This window comes from Azohydromonas lata (genome assembly GCF_034427735.1).
Classification (GTDB): domain Bacteria; phylum Pseudomonadota; class Gammaproteobacteria; order Burkholderiales; family Burkholderiaceae_C; genus Azohydromonas; species Azohydromonas lata.
Genome location: NZ_JAXOJX010000007.1, coordinates 113,878 through 128,556 on the forward strand (window position 1 = coordinate 113,878; position 14,679 = coordinate 128,556).

Below are 14,679 nucleotides of genomic sequence, written 5' to 3' on the forward strand. Positions count from 1 at the left end.
GCAATGCATAGGCACCGCGCATTTGACTTCTTGATGGGCGTCAAGCATCTTTCACCCAAGCGCTTGGCCCACCTCAATTTCCAGTGGCATCGGAGCGCACTCAACCCATCGTGAGGACATGCAGCATGAGCGCAGTCATTTCTTGTGAAAATGAAACCCTGCCGGCCAAATCCATCGACAAGGAGGCGGCATTTTCCGACCTGATCCATCTGATCAAGGCCCGGCGAAATGATTTCCAGAAATTGTCCCACGTGCCTCGCGACGTGGTGAATGCCATGAAGCGGGCTGGAATTTTCCGTGCCTCCACGCCCAAACGCTTTGGCGGTGACGCATTACCCGCGACTGATTTCCTGAAAATGGTCGAGCGCATCGCCGAGGCCGACGGCTCGGCGGGCTGGGTCGCGGCTTTCGGTTCGGCCAATACCTATCTGGCGGCCTTGCCGCTGGAAACCCAGGCCATGATTTATGCCGACGGGCCGGACCAGGTTTATGGCGGGGGGCTGTATCCCCTACAGCCCGCGCAGCGTGTCCATGGCGGTTGGAAAGTCAGCGGCCGCTGGCGCTTTGCCAGCGGGTGCAAGTGCGCCGACTGGCTCAGCGTGGGCATAGGCGCCGCCGGACCCAACGGCATGGCCGGCAAGCCGCTGGCGGCCGTGTTGCCGGCGTCCCGCGTGGAAATCATCGACAACTGGGACGTGGTGGGCATGCAGGGCACGGGCAGCCATGACCTGCAACTGCACAACGAATTCGTGGCCGATGAATGGACTTTCGTGCGCGGCGGCGCCGTCACGGTGGACGAGCCGATTTTCCGGTATCCCGCGGTGGCGCTGCAGGCCCAGGTCCACGCCGCCGTCAACCTGGGTTTGGCCAAGGCTGCCCTGGAAATCCTGATTGAAATGGGCGGCGTGGGCAATGCCACCCAGGGCACCAGCAAGCTGGCCGACCGCTCCTATTACCGCATGGCCCTCGGACGCGCGCAGGCCCACTATCTGAGCGCGCGGGCCTTCTATTACGAGGCGACGGAATCCGCCTGGGACGTGCTGGCGCGCGGCGATGAATTGACGCTGCAGCAAACCAACCGCGTGCGTTTGGCCGCCACCAACGCCGCCCATACCTGCGCGGACGTGATCAACAGCGCCTACAAACTGGCAGGCATGTCGGCCATATTCAACAGCAACCGGCTTCAATGGCTGGTGCGCGATGCCATGGTCGTGACGCAGCACGCCACGCTCAGCGAAGCCACTTATGACAGCGCCGGTGCCATATTCGCGGGCGTTTCGCCCAGCGTGCCCTATCCTTGATTTTCCCCCGCCAGGGGCTGCCGTTTCGGTGGCCCGTCACGTGCTTGCTACTGGGCCCAAAAGCTGAACCAGTTTCGAGCGGAGCCAGGCAATGCCTGAATCCGCCTGGAACCGCTTGTGGCTGTAAACCTTGACCAGGATGACGGGCATTTCTATGGGCATGTCCTTGATCACGAAAGCGCCCATTTCATTGAAAGCCTTGGCAATGGTGCGGGGCAATACCAGCGCCAAATCGGTCTTGGCCACCACGTGCGGGCAGACCGTGAAATGCGGAATGCGCACCGCGATGTTGCGCCGCACGCCCGCCGCCTGCAGGGCGTTTTCCGCCAGGCCGTGGCCCGTGGCCGTGGTTTCCGCGTGCACATAGCGCAGCCCATTCAAATCCGCCAGGCTCAGCTCCTGCGCGGCCAGCGCGTGGCCTGAACGCAGCAGGCAGACGAAATCGTCCTGCAGCATCATTTCACCCAGGCATTCGTCTCCCAAGCCGGGCAAATAGCCAATGGCGACTTCGATGTCACCATTGCGCATGGCCACTCCCAATTCCTCCACGGGCACCTGGCGGGATTCCACCCGCACAAAAGGCGCCTCTTCGGCCAGTGCGGCAAACAGCAGCGGCAACACGTGCAAACCGGCCATGTCGGACATGGCGAGCCGGAAACTCCGTACTGAAGTGGCCGGGTCGAATTTGGCGTGTTGCTGCAGCGCACCGCGAATAATCACCAAGGCGTCATCTATGGGGGCGTGAAGCCGGGCCGCCGCGTCCGTGGGCACCATGACGGCACCATTGCGCACGAACAAAGGGTCGTCGAAAACCTCTCGCAGCCGGCGCAAAGCATGGCTGACGGCGGGCTGGCTCAAATGCAAAACATCCCCGGCCTGGGTCAGGCTTCTGAATTCCCAAATGGCCATGAAGGTTTTCAGGAGATTCAGATCCACGTTCGAAAGGCTCACACTTCTCATAGAAAAACCTCTCGACATTCCATCCATTCAGTATAGCCCCGCACCTTGTCGCGCCCGGCGCACGGGAGGTGCCCCCTGCATGCCGTCGATGGAGCCGGCAAGGAGCTGCCTGGGGCAAATTCCCCACCCATCTCCTCTGCGCCAGCTTGGTGCGCCCAGGGTTAACCATGGTGCAAGTTTGCAAGCATTTTGTGCATTTGCATTTGAGCTCAGGGTAATCCCGCACATTTAGCGAATGCGGCCGATTCGCGCCATGCATGCGGCAAATCCAAAAAACGAAGTTGACCCAGATCAAGGCAGAAATTAATGTTTATGCATGCCGGAACGTGAAGAAAAAGTTTTGCGTTCCATTTGTTCAACCCTAGTGGGCGGCAGTTATATGAGCAATGAACGCAATGGGCCACAGGCCCCGGCGAAAACAAGCGGCGTCAGGAAAGCGGTATTCACTTCGGTCATCGGCCAAATCCTGGAGTGGTATGACTTTTTCCTTTACGGCACGGCCGCGGCGCTGGTGTTTGGAAAGATATTTTTCCCTGTCGGCGAAGATCCGCTGACCGGCACCATTGCCGCTTTTGGCGGTTTTGCCGTCGGCTTCATTGCCCGCCCTTTCGGCGGCATGCTGTGCGGCCATATTGGCGACAGGCTCGGGCGCAAATTCACCATGACGCTCACGCTGGCCGCCATGGGCGTCTCGACCTTCCTGATGGGTCTGCTGCCCAGTTATGCCGACATCGGTATTGCCGCGCCGCTGCTGCTGGTGCTGCTGCGCCTGGTGCAGGGTTTGGCCGCCGGCGGTGAATGGAGCGGCAGCATTTTGATCATCAGCGAAAACGCGCCCCAGCACCGCCGCGGCTTTCTCTCCGCCTGGAGCCCGTGCGGCGCCGTGGTGGGTTTCGTGCTCTCCACCGGCGCCTTCATGCTGATGCAGCGCATTTCGGGCGACGCCTTCCTGGACTGGGGCTGGCGCGTGCCTTTCCTGGCCAGCGTGCTGCTGATTGCCCTGGGCGTGTATTTGCGCTCCCACATGAGCGAGAGCGAGGAATTCGCCTGCGCCACGAAAAAGGAAAAGGTGGAAAAGGCGCCGCTGGTGGAAGTGCTGCGCCAGCACCCCAAGGAAGTGCTGATGGTTTTCGGCCTGCGGCTGGGTGAAGGCACGGCGTCGTGGATCTTCTTCGCGTTCTCCATCGCCTACGGCAAGTTCCTGGGCTTGTCCGATGCCTTCGTGTTGGGCGCCCTCACCTGCTCCATGGTGGCCATGATTCCGTTTGCCCTGCTGGCCGGATGGCTCACCGACCAGATAGGCCGCAAACCCGTCTACATCGCGGGCTCCCTGGCCGTCGTGGTGCTGGCCTACCCGTTTTTCCTGCTGCTCGATACCAGGCAGCCCGCGCTGGTCGTCACGGCCTTCGTCCTGGCCAATGGCTTCGTGCTGGGTTTGCTCGAAGGCGCGCAACCGGCGCTGATCAGCGAGTTGCTGCCGGCACGGCTGCGCTATTCCGGTATCGGCATCGGCCGCGAAGTGGCCTCGGTGTTGGGCGGCGGCCTGGCGCCCGTGATCGCCACCGCCCTGCTCGCCCATTACCGCTCCGGCGTGCCCATCGCGATTTACCTGGCGGCCATGGGCGCCATCACGCTGCTGGCGGCCGTGCTCACGCCTGAAACCTATCCGGCGGCGCTGCGGAAAAAGGACCGGCAAGTGCGCGGCACGGTGAATCCGCCGGCCACCACCGTGCTGCCCACCTGAGCGTCACGCCCTCCCCGGGCAGCCCGGGGTGCCGCTGGAAAACAAGGCGCCCCGCAAGCTCCCCTTTGCCCCCTTTGCCCCCTTTGCCCCCTTTGCCCCCTTTGCCCCCTTTGCCCTGCTTTGGATACCGACCATGAATGCCCCGACCTTCCCCTTGAATTTCCAGCGTCCGGTCGCCGACCTGGTGCGCGAAGACCGCGTGCACACCTCGCTCTATACCGACCCCGCCCTCTTCGACCAGGAGATGGACCGGATCTTTCGCAACTGCTGGGTCTGGGTGGCGCATGCCAGCGAATTGCCTGAGCCGGGCAGCTTCAAGACGCACTGGGTGGGCATGGAGCCGGTGATCGTGGTGCGCGACCGCAAGAACCAGGTGCACGTGCTGCTCAACCGCTGCCGCCACCGCGCCGCCACCGTGTGCGAGCACAAGAAGGGCAAGACGGCCAGCTTCGTGTGCCCTTACCACGGCTGGGCCTACGCGCTGGACGGCTCGCTGCGTGGCGTGCCGCACCCGCAAAGCTACGGCGACTGCCTGGACAAGGGCGAGCTCCCGCTGGTGAGCCTGCGCGTGGAGCAGTACGCCGGGATGATCTTCGCCACCTTCCGCGACGACATGGCACCGCTGGAACAGTGGCTGGGCCCGGCCAGGAAGTGGATGGACCTCTTCATGAAGCAGGGCGCGGGCTACCCCGTCAAGGTGGCCGGCGAGCACCGTTTCCGCTTCCCCGGCAACTGGAAGATCCAGCTGGAGAACACCACCGACGCCTACCACTTCCCGCTGGTGCACAAGAGTTTCCTCAGCTCCGTGGACCCGCAGACCGAGCGCATGCTGGACTTCGTCGGCGGCCCCGGCTACGTCGAGGACCTGGGCAACGGCCACAGCGTGATGGTCATGATCCCCGAGCTGATCGACCTGGAGGCCCACCTCGACGATCCCATTCCCGAGCGCTTCGAGGAGTTGGCCCAGGCGCTGCGCGACGAGGGGCACGAAGAGGCGCAGGTGCGGCGCATCGTCCGCGCCGTGGGCGGCACGGGATTCAACCTGAACCTCTTCCCCAACGTCGCCTGCTCCATGGCCTTCTTCCGCGTGCTGCAGCCGGTAGCGGTGGACGAGACCGAGATCCACCACGCCGTCATCACCATGGACGGCGGCCCCGCGGTGGCCAACCAGGCGCGGCTGCGCCTGCACGAGCACTTCCAGGGGCCCATGGGCTTCGGCACGCCGGACGACTCCGAGGCCTGGGAGCGGGTGCAAAAGGGCTCCAGCGCGGGCCGCGACCTGTGGATCCTGCTCAACCGCGGCCTGCCCGGCGAGCGCCTGACCGCCGACGGCCGCGCGGGCGACGTCAGCGCCGAGACCGGCATGCGCGCGGCCTACCAGCAGTGGAAAAAGCTGATGACGGCCTGACCCCACGCGCAACGACGCCTGCCGATTCACCCATCCCGATGCCCCCACCATGAATCTCGACCTTCTCAACAGCGCCACCGCCTTCGTTTGGGCGGAGGCCGACCTGCTGGACCACGCCGAATACGCCGCCTGGCTGGACCTGTGGACGCCGGACGGGCTCTACATCGTCCCCATAGACCCCGACACCGAGGACTTCGCCGACACGCTCAACTACGCCAACGACGACGCCGACATGCGTGCCAGGCGCGTGGCACGGCTGACCAGCGGCGAATCCGTCTCCACGCAGCCGCGCGCGCGCACCGTGCGCGGCGTTTCGCGGCTGCGCATCCTGCGCGGCGACGCGGGCGCCGTGACGCTACGCGGCGCGCAGGACCTGCGCGACTTCCGCAAGGGCTGCTTCCACCAGCACACCGCCGACGTCACCTGGGACCTGGTGCGCAACGGCGACACCTGGCGCATCCGGCGCAAGGTGGTGCGCCTGATCAATTCGATCGACACGCTCTCCACCGTCGGCTACGTGCTGTGAAGGTGGGCTTTCCCCCAGGCGGTACGGCGGACGTGCTGGCACGCGCACTGGCACCCAAGCTGGCCCGCGAGGATGCCGCCGTCATCGTCGAGAACAAGCCCGGCGCGGGCGGCCGGCTGGCCGTCACGCAGATGCTGGGCAGCCCGGCCGACGCGAAGACGCTGCTGATGACGGCGGACCCCATCCTGGCCATCTACCCGCATGTCTTCCGCAAACTGGCGTACCGCACGGACACGGACACGGACACGGACACGGACACGGACACGGACATCATCCCCGTGGCGCCCGTCGCGTCGGAGCCCATCGCGCTGGTCGTCGGCCCCATGGTGCCCGCCTCCATGACGACGCTGGCGCAGTTCGTCGACTGGTGCAGGAAGCGCCCGAAAGACGCGTCCTATGCCGCCGCGGCAGTGCAGGACACCTACGCCGCGGTCACCGCCGCGGCACGGTCCCCGGAGCTCACGGGCACGCTGGACAAGCTGGCCCTGGACGCCTACTCGATGGACCAGGCGGCGTTCACCGCCCCCGTCAAGGCCGACCTGGAGCGCTGGGGCCCCATCGTCAAGGCCACGGGCTACCCCGCCGAGGATTGAACCCGCAGGGGCCTTGGGCGCCCCGGGCACGCTGCCCACCGCGGCAGCCGGCGTTCGAGCCACCGGGGCCGTGTGCTTTCCGTGAATGGCATTCAACAGCAGCAAGACCAATTTAAATATTGGCCTTGCCCAAGCTTTGACAAAAACCTGGGGAATTGCAATGAAAAATATACGCAGCCTGCTTGCCGCCTCGCTGTGCCTGGCCGCGCCGCTGGCCTTTGCACAAAACGCCGTCACCATTTATGGCCTGATAGACCTCGGCGTGACGCATTACTCCCATACAAAACCCACCGGCGCCAGCCTGACGCGTATGGACAGCGGGCAGGCGCAGGGCAGCCGCTGGGGCATCCGGGGCACGGAAGACCTCGGTTCAGGCCTCAACACCATTTTCCTCCTGGAGTCGGGGTTTAACGCGGACGACGGCTCTTCAGGACAAGGCGGCTTGCTTTTCGGCCGGCAGGCTTATGTCGGCCTGCAGAAAAAAGGTCTAGGCACCCTGACGATGGGACGCCAATACGATTTCATGGCGGGTTTTGGCGCCCAATACGCCATGGGCGCCCAATCCGCAGCGGGCAGTTTGGCCTGGGGTTTACACGCCGACGCCGCCCATGGAACCCTGCTCAACAACCATTTGTACGCCGGGGACCGCACGAACAACTCGGTGAAGTTGGAGTCCGAGAAATACGCAGGATTCAGCGCCGGCGCGATGTACGGCTTCGGCGAGGTCGCGGGCGACTCCAAGGCGGGGCGGGCCGTCAGCCTGCGGGCCGATTACGCGGGGAGCAGGCTGGGCATGGGCGTTTCGTCCATGCAAACGTGGGACGCTGCCGGCCAGGCCGCCAAGCGCATTGGCGCCGTCGGCTTCATCTACAAATTCGATTCGGCGCGGGCCTTCGGCTCATGGGCCTCGGCCACGGATGTCCCGAGCGCATTGAAAGCCAAGACCTACGAAATCGGCGTCGGTGCCCTGGTCACCGGCAGCCTGGATTTGAGCGCGGCCTATCAATTCCAGGACCGCAACCATGGCGTCGGCAATGCCAAGGCCTTTATTGCCGTGGCCGATTATCTGCTCAGCAAGCGAAGCGACGTGTATCTCTCATTCGTCCGTGGCCTGGACAATGGATACAACGCCTACCCGGTATTTGGCGGCGGGATTCAAGCCGCAAATGGCCAGCAGAGCGCCATTCGGATGGGCCTCAGGCACCGTTTTTAAATTACAGCCAGCGGGCAGCGCCCAAATACTGCATTCGTGCCATGCATGGTGCCCATTTGAAATGCGAAGTTGACCCGGGTCAAGCGGGCGCTTAATGTTGATGCCGTGATCAAACCCCAACGGCCTGGCAAGGCATTCCAGCTTTTCCAGGTCTTGCGCAACGGTATGGATCGCGCAGGGCAGGCCCATGAATACCTGGTCTGTTTGCCGGGAAGTATTGATTCCAAACACGGCCTGCCCTTATTGGCCACAGGCTCCAAGGACGAGATTCAACATGAATACGCAAGCTTTGATCGACGTGGTGGTGCGCCGCCGTGAGCTGCAAGGCCAGACGGTGGCCGTGCTGGAGCTGGCCGCCTCGGACGGTGCGCCGCTGCCCGCCTTCTCGGCCGGCGCCCACGTGGACGTGCACCTGCCCGGCGGGCTGGTGCGCCCGTACTCGCTGTGCGGCGACCCGCGCCAGCGCCAGGCCTACCGGCTGGGCGTGCTGCGCGACCCGGCCTCGCGCGGCGGCTCCACGGCCGTGCACAGCGAGCTGACCGAAGGGGCGCGGCTGCGCATAGGCGCGCCGCGCAACCACTTCCCGCTGGAGCCGGGCGCGCCCTACAGCGTGCTGGTGGGCGGCGGCATAGGCATCACGCCCATGCTGGCCATGGCCTGGGCGCTGCACGCCACGGGTGCGGCCTTCGAGCTGCATTACTGCGTTCGCAACCCCGGGCGGGCCGCCTTCCTGGACGAGCTGCGTGCCGTGCCCTGGGCGCAGCGGGTACACCTGCACTTCAGCGAATTCGAGGGCAAGCACGAGGGCGAAGGCACCCAGCGCCTGGACCCGGCCGCCGTGCTGCGCGCCGCCCCGGCCGGCCGCCACGTCTACGTCTGCGGTCCGGCGGGCTTCATGGACTGGGTGGCCGCCGAGGCCCGCGGCGCCGGCCTGGACGAGCGGGCCCTACACCGCGAGCTGTTCTCGGCGCCGGCCGCGGCGCCTGGCGGCGACGACGCCGCCTTCGACGTCGTGGCCGCGCGCAGCGGCAAGGAGGTGCGCGTGGCGCCCGGCCAAAGCCTGCTGGCCGCGCTCAAGACCGTGGGCATCCACGTGCCCGTGTCCTGCGAACAAGGCGTGTGCGGCACTTGCGCCTGCGCCGTGCTCGAAGGCGAACCGGACCACCGGGACGCCTACTTCACCGACGAGGAGCGGTCGGCCAACGACCAGATCATCGTCTGCTGCTCCCGCGCGCGCTCTCAGCGCCTGGTGCTCGACCTTTGAAATCTTGAGGAGTTGATGCCATGTCCGCCTGCCTGTCCCAGACGACCCACAGCCTTCCCTCCGCCGCCGATTTCCGCGCCGGCCTTTCACTGCTGCCCGGCGGCGTGACCGTGATCACCACCGGCGGCGAAGCCGGGCTGGCCGGCTTCACGGCCTCCGCGGTGTGCAGCGTCACCGACGCGCCGCCCACCGTGCTGGTGTGCATGAACCGCTCGTCGTTCGCGCACCGGTTCTTCACGCGCAACCAGGTGCTGTGCGTCAACGTGCTCAGCGCCGGGCAGCAGGCCTTGTCCGCCATGTTCGCCAACCGCGAGGTGTCCATGGAGCAGCGCTTCGAGCGCTGCGGCTGGCGGCGGCTGGCCACCGGCGCACCGGCGCTGGAAGGGGCACTGGCCAACCTGGACGGCGTGATCGTCGCCACGCACGACATCGGCACGCACAGCGTGTTCATCGTCGAGCTGCGGGGCATCGTCGTGGCGGACGCCTCCAACGTGCCGCCCGGGCTGGTGTACTTCAACCGCAACTACCACGTGCTGGACCAGGCGGCATGAAGCTCGGCCTGGATGCACCGGATGCCGTGAGCATCCGCACGGCCCTGCTGGAAGGACGCCTGCGCGCGGAGGACGTGGCCCGCGCCGCCATGGAGCGCATCGCGGCCCTGGAGCCCCGCCTGCGCGCCTGGGAGGTGTTCGATCCGGCGCTGGCCCTGGCGCAGGCCCGCGGCGTGGACAGGCGCATGGCGGCCAACGAGGTGCCGGGGCTGCTGGCCGGCGTGCCCCTGGCCGTGAAGGACATCTTTGACACGGCCGACCTGCCCACCGGCCACGGCTCGCCCATCTACCGGGGCCACCGGCCGGGGGCGGATGCGCAGGCGGTGGCCGCGGCGCGGGCCGCCGGTGCCGTGGTGATGGGCAAGACCGTCACCACCGAGTTCGCCTACTTCACGCCCGGGCCGACGGCCAACCCGTGGAATCCGCATCACACGCCCGGCGGCTCCTCCAGCGGCTCGGCGGCGGCCGTGGCCAGCGGCATGGTGCCCCTGGCTTTCGGGTCGCAGACGGCGGGCTCGCTCATACGCCCGGCGTCCTACTGCGGCGTGTTCGCGCTGAAACCCACGCACGGCGCCTTCAGCCTGGCAGGCGTGAAGCCCTTTGCGCCCTCGCTGGACACGCTGGGCTGGCTGGCGCGCACGGCCGACGACCTGGAGCTGATGCGCTGCGCCCTGGCCGGGCAGCCCTGGGCCGCGCTGGAGCGCCGGCCGCCGCGCGCCTTGCGCCTGGGCGTGTGCCGCACGCACGAGGGGCCGGCGCTGGATGCCGGCGGCCTTGAGGCCTGGAACCGCGGCCTGGCCCGCCTGGAAGCGGCCGGCGTGCCGCTGCGCCGGCTGGACATGCCCCCCGACCTGGCCGGCCTCGTGCAGGTGCAAAAGACGGTGATGGCCTGGGAAGCCGCTCGCAGCCTGGCGCCGCAATGGCGCGCCCACAGGCCCCAACTGAGCCGCCCGCTGGCCGAGCTGATACAGGCGGGCCTGGACACGCCGGACAGCCGCTACGAGGAGGCGTTGGCCCAGGCGGCACGCGGCCGGCAGGCCGTGGCGCTGTTGATGCGCGACGTGGACGCCCTGCTCGTCCCTGCCGCCTCCGGCGAGGCGCCGCGCGGGCTGGCCGCTACGGGCGACCCGGTGTTCAGCCGGGTCTGGACCCTGCTGGGCCTGCCCTGCGCCAATGTGCCGGGTCTGCTTGGCCCCACGGGCCTGCCGGTGGGCTTGCAGCTGGTGGGCCACCGCGATCAGGAGCGTGCGCTGCTGGAGGCGGCGGCCTGCGTGCATGGCGCGATCGCTTGAGGGCGCCGGAGGGTGCCGCCGCGTGGAGTGGGTTGGGGTGCGCCCTCTTTCAGCCCGCCTTCCCCACCGCCTGCCAAGCCGACTTCCCGTACCAACCGGCGATCCGCTCCCCGTCCCACACCAGGCTGACATGCGCGCCCTGCACCACCGGCAACTGCACCGCCCTGGGCCGGAGCACCGCGACGCACTCGCCGCCCTCGCGGCGCACGGAGCGGTACAGCAGGCCCCAGGAGCCGGCCGCGCGCAGCTCACGCGCGAGAGCCACGGACGCGGCGTAGCTGTCCGCCGCGTGCGCGTGCGCCCATTCCGCGGCCCGAATGTCGTGCAGCGGCTGCACGATGTCGGCCACGTAGGCGCGGTAGTCCACCTCGATGGGCGGCTGCTTCGTCGCGGCGAGGAAACGGCCGCTGTGGTGGCTGACCTCCGCCACCGCCGTCTCCACGCTTTCCGCCGCGTAATAGATGCCCCAGCTGCCGTCGCTGAAGCGCGAGCCGTTGCGATTGAGGTAAGTGAACGCCGCCATCACCGGCGTGCTGCCGGGGCCGACGACGCGCTCTTCCCTGGGCACCAGGTCGATTTCGCCCAATTCCTGGCGCAGCCGCGGATTGGTCAGTGCCTGCACGGCGTACACGGCGTCCAGCTCGTCGGCGGTCGCCACGTCGTCGAACAGGGAGACCGGCGGAAAGCGGCTGGGCACCAGCCGGTAGGACGGGCGCCAGGGCGGCGCGATGCAGGGCGGCAGCGTCAAGCGAAGTCCCCGCCGCGCTGCGCGTCGAGGTAGTCGGCCACCTCCTTGAGGTCCCCCACCCGGCCGCCCAGCATGCGCGAGAGCGCCGTGCCGCCGCCAAACAAGGGCGCGCTGTTGGCCTGGCGCACCCAGGCGTCGGAGCGCTCGCGTATGGGCAGCAGCACCTGCAGCGCACCGTAGATGCGGAACAGGTAGCTCAGCCGCTCGGCGGTCACGGCATCGAGCGCGGACGTCACCTGCCCGGCTTGCCAGCGGTAGAAGACCGTGCGGCTGACGCCCAGCAGGGTCTGCTTCTCCGCAGGGCTCAGGCCCCAGCGGTCAGCAATGCGGAAGAACACCGCCAAGGCCGAAGCCGCCGTCTGCGGCGAGCTCAGGCTGGCTGGTTGGGGGGCGGTAAGGGCCATGGCAGCTCCGGTAACGCCGTGATCGTACCATTTGGGACAAACAACCTTATTTTGTTCCCAACGGGAAAATCCACCCTTCAAGACGGAGCCGGTCCGGGGGCTGGGCGGCAGGCACCCCGCATCAAGCCAGGCCCGGCTGTCCGGCGTGCTGTGCGCACCAGTGCGAAAACTGCTCCGCCGGCATGGGCCGGCTGATGCAGTAGCCCTGCACCTGGTCGCAGGCCATGGCCGCCAGGCGGGTGAAGGTCTGCTCGTCTTCCACGCCCTCGGCGATGACCAGCAGGCGCAGGCTGTGGGCCAGGTCGATGGTGGAGTGCACGATGGCCGCAGAGTCGTTGTCGCGCTGCATGCTCCGGATGAACGACTGGTCGATCTTGATGGCGTCCACCGGCAGGCGCTGCAGGTATGACAGCGAGGAGTAGCCGGTGCCGTAGTCGTCGATGGCCAAGCGCAGCTCCAGCCGCTTGAGCTGCTGCAGCTTCTCCAGCGCGGCCACCGGGTCGAGCATCAGCGCGCTCTCGGTCAGCTCGAACTCGATCCAGTCCGGCTCGGCACCCCAAGTGGCCAGCGCGCCTTCTATGCGTGCCAGCAGCTTGGGGTCGTGCAGGTCGCGCGCGGAAAGGTTCACCGACAGCGGCTGTGTCCTGCCCTGCTGGCGCCAGGCATAGCAGTGGCGCAGCGCCGATTCCAGCATCCAGTAGGTCAGCGGCGTGATGAGCCCGGTCTGCTCGGCCAGGCCGATGAACTCGCCCGGGTTCACCTCTCCCAGGCGGGCATGCTGCCAGCGCACGAGCGCTTCGGCGCCGCAGACCTCGCCGGACGCGATCTTGAGCTTGGGCTGGCAGTACAGCCGCAACTCGTCGTGCTCGATGGCGCCCCGCAGCGCGCCCATGAGTTCCAGCCGCTGGGCGCACTCCCGGTCGAACCCGCTTCTGAAGAGTTGCAACGCGGCACCCGTGGCGCGGGCTTGCGTGAGCGCGATGCCGGCCCGGCGCATGAGCACGCCGGCGTCCGTCGCATGCCCGGGGAACAGGCTGATGCCCGCGCTGGAGCGCGCATCGAGCAGCACGCCCGCGACATCGACCGGCGCGTCCAGGGCGCCCAGGAGCTGCTGCGCCCGCTGCGTGGCCTGCTCGGCGCCCGCGCGCGGCAGCAGGACCGCGAACTCCGCATCGGTCAGCCGTCCGAGGGTGCCGGTGCCGCCGAGCAGGTGCTGCAGCCGTTGCGCGACGGCCTGCACCAGCTTGTCCACCTCCAGGCTGCCCAGCGTCTCGTTGATTTCCTGAAGATGCGCCATGCCGATGCGCACGAAGGCCAGCGAACGCTGCTCGCCGCGCGCGGCCTCAATGGCTTCGGCCACCAGCTGGCACATGCGCGCCCGGTTGGGCAGCCCGGTCACGGGGTCGAAATACGCCATGCGCCTGATCGTTTCCTCGGCGGCCTGGGCCTTGAGGCGCTGCCGCAACGCGCCCAGGCCATAGCCGAGGTCGGCGACGGTGGCCATGAGCAGCTCGACCTCCTGTTCGTTGAACCCATCGGTCTCCACCGCCAGGATCTGCACCGACCCCGCCAGCTCGCCCTCGATATGCAAGGGCAGGGTCACGAGCGAGCCGTACCCGCGCCGGCGCGCCTCCTCGCGAAACGGGTAGGCCGGGTTGTGGGTCACGTCGTGCATGACCAGGGGGCGGGCCACGTCGAAGCAGGCCGACATGGTGCGGCCGATTTTCGAAGCGGTCATGCTGCGCCGCAGGGCCAGGAAACCTTCTTCGAAGCCGGCGTGCGCCATGGGGCGCACCGTGCGCGCCTCGTCGGCCTCGATGTAGCCCACCCAGGCCAGCCGGTAGCCGCAGTCCTCGACGGCCACGCGGCAGATTTCCTGCAGCAGCGCCGTCTCGTCCTGCGCCTGCGCCAGCGCCCGGTTGACGGCCGCGCGCGTGCGCAGCGCCCGGTTGAGGCGCAGCACCTCGGCCTCGGCCTGATCGCGCCGCTGGCGCAGGCGCAGGAACTCCAGGCCGAACGCGACGTCGTCGGCCACCTCCTTGAGCACCTGGCGCTCCTCGGCGCCAAAGGCATCGGCCTCCGGCGCGCCTATGGTCAAAGCCCCGAACAGCGCGCCGTCGATGTGCAGCGGCAGCCCAAGCACCGAGCCAAGCCCGTGGCGGCGCGCGAAGTCGCGCCACAGGGCGGGATAACTTTCAGCCTGCACGTCATTGATCAGGCACTCGGCACCGGTGCGCATGGCCGTGCCGGTGGCACTGCGGTCGCGCTCGGCATCGCTGGACCACAGGGCCCTGACCTCCGCATCGGCTATGCCGCGCCCGGCATGCGCCAGCGGCGTGAAGCCCAGCTTCCCATCACCCTCGGCACGGCCGATGCGGGCCAGGGCGTAGCCGCCATCCTCGACCACGACGCGGCAGATTTCCTGCAGCAGCGCCGCCTCCTCCCGGGCGCGCAAGAGGGCCCGATTGCAGCCGCTGAGCGTGCGCAGCGCACGCTCCAGCCGCTGTTGCCCGTGGTGGTCGGAGCGATGGGTTTCCATGGCCATGCCTGCAGGAGAACAGAGAGGCATCGCTGTACTCCTTCCCGGGCCCGTCGTCACCTCCCGTCAATGCAATGAACGTGAGGCGCCGTCACGATCGGCGGTCGCTGGACCCCTTCAAGGCATGCCCGCCGCC

Annotated in this window: 14 protein-coding genes; 10 read left to right on the forward strand and 4 right to left on the reverse strand. The window is 67.5% G+C overall.

Going from position 1 to position 14,679, the window contains the following annotated elements:
* Positions 1-125: 125 nt before the first annotated feature.
* On the forward strand, positions 126-1,301 hold the full coding sequence (locus tag SM757_RS06905; RefSeq protein WP_322464902.1) for an acyl-CoA dehydrogenase family protein: 1,176 nt from the start codon (positions 126-128) through the stop codon (positions 1,299-1,301).
* A 36-nt stretch (positions 1,302-1,337) separates the two neighbouring features.
* Here the strand turns inward: SM757_RS06905 and SM757_RS06910 are convergent, their stop codons facing one another.
* Entirely contained in the window at positions 1,338-2,237 is a 900-nt protein-coding gene (locus SM757_RS06910; RefSeq protein ID WP_322464903.1) for a LysR family transcriptional regulator, read from the reverse strand.
* Positions 2,238-2,640: 403 nt separating this feature from the next.
* Between SM757_RS06910 and SM757_RS06915 the strand changes: the two genes are divergently transcribed.
* The 9 genes from SM757_RS06915 (at position 2,641) to SM757_RS06955 (ending at position 10,852) form a co-directional block, all read left to right on the forward strand.
* Entirely contained in the window at positions 2,641-4,005 is a 1,365-nt protein-coding gene (locus tag SM757_RS06915) for an MFS transporter (protein ID WP_066336135.1), read from the forward strand.
* A gap of 133 nt (positions 4,006-4,138) precedes the next feature.
* Positions 4,139-5,413 (forward strand): aromatic ring-hydroxylating oxygenase subunit alpha, encoded by a 1,275-nt coding sequence (locus tag SM757_RS06920; RefSeq protein WP_322464904.1) that lies wholly within the window; start codon positions 4,139-4,141, stop codon positions 5,411-5,413.
* A gap of 49 nt (positions 5,414-5,462) precedes the next feature.
* On the forward strand, positions 5,463-5,939 hold the full coding sequence (locus tag SM757_RS06925) for an aromatic-ring-hydroxylating dioxygenase subunit beta (protein ID WP_322464905.1): 477 nt from the start codon (positions 5,463-5,465) through the stop codon (positions 5,937-5,939).
* A gap of 32 nt (positions 5,940-5,971) precedes the next feature.
* Positions 5,972-6,532 (forward strand): tripartite tricarboxylate transporter substrate-binding protein, encoded by a 561-nt coding sequence (locus SM757_RS06930; protein WP_322464906.1) that lies wholly within the window; start codon positions 5,972-5,974, stop codon positions 6,530-6,532.
* Between the two features lie 85 nt (positions 6,533-6,617).
* On the forward strand, positions 6,618-7,745 hold the full coding sequence (locus tag SM757_RS06935) for a porin (RefSeq protein WP_322464907.1): 1,128 nt from the start codon (positions 6,618-6,620) through the stop codon (positions 7,743-7,745).
* 69 nt (positions 7,746-7,814) lie between these two features.
* Positions 7,815-8,063: a hypothetical protein gene (locus SM757_RS06940; RefSeq protein ID WP_322464908.1), complete on the forward strand. Its 249-nt coding sequence runs from the start codon at positions 7,815-7,817 to the stop codon at positions 8,061-8,063.
* Positions 8,020-9,009, forward strand: a complete 990-nt coding sequence (locus SM757_RS06945) for a PDR/VanB family oxidoreductase (RefSeq protein ID WP_322464909.1) — start codon at positions 8,020-8,022, stop codon at positions 9,007-9,009. The genes SM757_RS06940 and SM757_RS06945 overlap by 44 nt, the downstream gene beginning before the upstream one ends.
* Before the next feature lie 20 nt (positions 9,010-9,029).
* Entirely contained in the window at positions 9,030-9,560 is a 531-nt protein-coding gene (locus SM757_RS06950; RefSeq protein WP_066336125.1) for a flavin reductase, read from the forward strand.
* Positions 9,557-10,852, forward strand: coding sequence for an amidase (locus tag SM757_RS06955; RefSeq protein ID WP_322464910.1), 1,296 nt, complete (start codon positions 9,557-9,559; stop codon positions 10,850-10,852). Before SM757_RS06950 ends, SM757_RS06955 begins: the two co-directional genes overlap by 4 nt.
* Positions 10,853-10,901: 49 nt before the next feature.
* Here the strand turns inward: SM757_RS06955 and SM757_RS06960 are convergent, their stop codons facing one another.
* The 3 genes from SM757_RS06960 to SM757_RS06970 all read right to left on the reverse strand — a co-directional run bounded on the left by SM757_RS06960 (position 10,902) and on the right by SM757_RS06970 (position 14,543).
* Positions 10,902-11,600: an RES family NAD+ phosphorylase gene (locus SM757_RS06960; protein WP_322464911.1), complete on the reverse strand. Its 699-nt coding sequence runs from the start codon at positions 11,598-11,600 to the stop codon at positions 10,902-10,904.
* Positions 11,597-12,004 carry an antitoxin Xre-like helix-turn-helix domain-containing protein gene (locus tag SM757_RS06965; RefSeq protein ID WP_066336117.1) on the reverse strand — a complete coding sequence of 136 codons (408 nt, stop codon included), beginning with the start codon at positions 12,002-12,004 and terminating at the stop codon, positions 11,597-11,599. The genes SM757_RS06960 and SM757_RS06965 overlap by 4 nt, the downstream gene beginning before the upstream one ends.
* A gap of 121 nt (positions 12,005-12,125) precedes the next feature.
* Complete coding sequence (locus tag SM757_RS06970; RefSeq protein WP_322464912.1) at positions 12,126-14,543, reverse strand: bifunctional diguanylate cyclase/phosphodiesterase; 2,418 nt, start codon at positions 14,541-14,543, stop codon at positions 12,126-12,128.
* Positions 14,544-14,679: the final 136 nt, after the last annotated feature.